Below are 2710 nucleotides of genomic sequence, written 5' to 3'. Positions count from 1 at the left end.
GACCACGAGGTCGAAGGCGATGGTGATGATCATCGGCCCGGCCGCCTGCGCGCCGAGGATGGCCACCAGCAGCGGCACGCCCATGAAGCCGGTGTTCGGGAAGGCCGCCACCAGCGCGCCGAAGGCGGCGTCGTTCCAGCCGATGCGCGCATTGCGCGTGAACGCCACCACGCCGCCCACCACCGCCAGCGCGCTCAGGCCCCAGACCAGCGCGACGCTGCCGTCGAGCAGTTGCCCGATCGGCGTGCCGGCGCCGAAGCGCAGCAGCATGCAGGGCAGCGCGAAGTAGAGGACGAAGGTGTTGAGGCCGGGGATCGCATCGAGCGGGAGGATGCGGGCACGGGCGGCGCCGTAGCCGGCGGCGATCAACGCGAAGAAGGGAAAGGTAACGAGAAAGACGGGCAGCACGGCTCGATTGTCGCCGCCGGCCCCGGCCCTTCGCAGCAGCCTGCCGATGCCCCTTTACGGTGCGTTTACCGCGCTTCCCACATCGCGGTATCGGCCGACGCCGCGGCCCCTGCGGCCCCCGTATCATTGCCCGCTTTCGCGCCCGCCGCGCCCTGCGGCCCCTGCCGGCTCCCCTCCCCCTTTCCATGTCCCACGGTCTCAACCTCGCGCAACAAGAAGCGGTCAACTACATGCACGGCCCCTGCCTCGTGCTGGCGGGCGCGGGCTCGGGCAAGACGCGGGTGATCACGCACAAGATCGCGCGCCTGATCCAGGCCGGGCTCGAGCCCAAGCGGATCGCGGCCATCACCTTCACCAACAAGGCGGCGGCCGAGATGCGCGAGCGCGCCAAGGGGCTGATCGGGCGCGATGCCAAGAAGGTGGTGATCTGCACCTTCCACGCGCTGGGCGTGCGCATGATGCGCGAGGACGGCGCGGTGCTGGGCCTGAAGTCGCAGTTCAGCATCCTCGATGCCGACGACGTGACCAAGATCCTCAAGGACGCGGGCGGCACCAGCGACCTGGCGACCGCGCGCATCTGGCAGTGGACCATCAGCAAGTGGAAGAACATGGGCCTGAACGCGGCCCAGGCCGAGGCCATCGCGGCCGACGACAACGAGCGCATCACGGCCACCATCATGGCGCGCTACGAGGAACGCCTGACTGCCTACCAGAGCGTGGACTTCGACGACCTGATCGGCATGCCGCTCAAGCTGCTGCGCGACTTCGAGGAGGTGCGCAGCAAGTGGCAGTCCACGCTGGGCCACATCCTGGTCGACGAATACCAGGACACCAACGCCACCCAGTACGAGGTGCTCAAGGCGCTGTCGGGCACGCGCGGCCACTTCACCGCGGTGGGCGACGACGACCAGTCGATCTACGGCTGGCGCGGCGCCACGCTCGACAACCTGCGCAAGCTGCCGGTCGACTACCCCACGCTCAAGGTCATCAAGCTCGAGCAGAACTACCGCTCGACCAGCGCCATCCTGCGCGCGGCCAACAACGTGATCGGCCCCAATCCCAAGCTGTTCCCGAAGACGCTGTTCTCCGAACTCGGCGAAGGCGAGCCGGTGCGCGTGGTCGACTGCGACAGCGAGATGCACGAGGCCGAGCGCACGGTGGCGCGCCTCGTGAGCCTGCGCGAGACCTCGAGCCACAAGGAGTTCCGCGACTTCGCGATCCTCTACCGCGCCAACCACCAGGCGCGCGTGTTCGAGCAGGCGCTGCGGCGCGCACAGGTGCCCTACAAGGTCTCGGGCGGCCAGAGCTTCTTCGACCGCGCCGAGATCAAGGACCTCTGCGGCTGGTTCCGCCTGTGGGTCAACAACGACGACGATCCCGCGTTCCTGCGCGCCATCACCACGCCCAAGCGCGGCATCGGCCACACCACGCTGGCGGCGCTGGGCACCTTCGGCAGCCAGTACAAGCTGAGCCTGTTCGAGGCGCTGTTCTCCTCCTCGCTGCCCAGCGTGATGCCCAAGCGCGCGCTCGAAAGCCTGCACGAGTTCGGCCGCTACATCAACGACCTCGAATACCGCGCGCGCCAGACCATGGGCGCCGAGAACGCGCGGGCCTTCCTCGACACCTGGCTCAAGGAGATCGAGTACGAGAAGCACATCTACGACGGCGAGGACAGCGAGCAGGCCGCGGCCTCGCGCTGGACCAACGTGATGGAGTTCTGCGACTGGATGGCGCAGCGCTGCGGCGGCGAGCTCGACGACGCGGCCGGGGTCAACAACACCAGCGAGCCCAAGAGCCTGCTCGAGGTGGCGCAGACGATCTCGCTGCTGTCGACCATCAGCGAGCGCGAGCAGGACCAGAACGTGGTCACGCTGTCCACGCTGCACGCCTCCAAGGGCCTCGAGTGGCCGCACGTGATGCTGATCGGTTGCAACGAGGGCCTGCTGCCCTTCAAGCTCGACGACGACGACGGCCGCCAGCAGCAGGTCAGCGAGAGCACGCTCGAGCGGCTGCAGGAGGAGCGCCGGCTGATGTACGTGGGCATCACGCGCGCGCAGCGCAGCCTCGCGGTGAGCTGGACCAAGCGCCGCAAGAAGGGCCGCGAGATGGTGCTCGCGCAGCCCAGCCGCTTCATCGCCGAGATGGCGCTCGACAAGAGCACCACGCGCGAGGACCCGCGCGAGAAGCTCAAGGCGCTGCGCGCCGAGTTCGCGCGCAAGGCCCAGGAAGGCGCGGCCGCCGCGGCGGCTTCGTCGGCCGCGCCATGAAGCGCCTCGCTCGAGGCCTGGCCCTCGCGGCCCTC

Annotated in this window: 2 protein-coding genes; one reads left to right on the top strand and one right to left on the bottom strand. The window is 68.9% G+C overall.

The genetic code is table 11. The features are described 5' to 3' along the window. The coding region (locus tag AC27VN_RS38255) for an AEC family transporter (RefSeq protein ID WP_490880033.1) at positions 1 to 408 on the bottom strand (408 nt) is incomplete at its 3' end. A 185-nt stretch (positions 409 to 593) separates the two neighbouring features. Between AC27VN_RS38255 and AC27VN_RS38250 the strand changes: the two genes are divergently transcribed. Continuing rightward, positions 594 to 2675 carry an ATP-dependent helicase gene (locus tag AC27VN_RS38250; protein WP_093353807.1) on the top strand — a complete coding sequence of 694 codons (2082 nt, stop codon included), beginning with the start codon at positions 594 to 596 and terminating at the stop codon, positions 2673 to 2675. The last annotated feature ends 35 nt before the right edge of the window (positions 2676 to 2710 follow it).

The organism is Variovorax sp. 20P10.2.4, from assembly GCF_058244205.1.
This window is presented reverse-complemented; position numbering and strand designations above follow the sequence as displayed.

What these genes read in the sequence shown, in the direction of transcription:
- AC27VN_RS38250 (WP_093353807.1), top strand. Translation starts at nt 594, where the DNA reads ATGTCCCACGGTCTCAACCTCGCGCAACAAGAAGCGGTCAACTACATG.